General features: G+C 35.6%; 2 tRNA genes. Both read right to left on the bottom strand.

What is annotated here, in order from left to right:
* Window positions 1–145 precede the first annotated feature (145 nt).
* A tRNA-Ala gene (locus GBG18_RS15180) sits at window positions 146–221 on the bottom strand.
* Between the two features lie 40 nt (window positions 222–261).
* A tRNA-Ile gene (locus GBG18_RS15175) sits at window positions 262–338 on the bottom strand.
* Between the last annotated feature and the right edge of the window lie 10 nt (window positions 339–348).

Raw genomic sequence — 348 nt, 5'->3', positions numbered from 1 at the left:
TTGTTATCTTAAAAAAATGAATTTTTTCAAGGTAACGCTTTGGTAATTAAACCAAATATAAATACTTTTTTAAGTACTTATATTTAGTTTAGTAACTAAATTAATCAGTGTAAATTGTTTATTTAATATTTATATACTAAAAAGATGGTGGAGAATAGCGGGATCGAACCGCTGACCTCCTACGTGCAAGGCAGGCGCTCTCCCAGCTGAGCTAATTCCCCATCGTAGTATATTATTTTATTAATAGTATAGATTATTTAATGGTGGGCCTACCAGGACTTGAACCTGGGACCTCACGATTATCAGTCGAGCGCTCTAGCCAGCTGAGCTATAGGCCCCTATTACCTA

The organism is Poseidonibacter ostreae (genome assembly GCF_009208075.1).
GTDB classification, from domain to species: domain Bacteria; phylum Campylobacterota; class Campylobacteria; order Campylobacterales; family Arcobacteraceae; genus Poseidonibacter; species Poseidonibacter ostreae.
The sequence above is the reverse complement of the archived record's forward strand: the minus strand, read 5'-3'. Positions and strand labels throughout refer to the sequence as shown.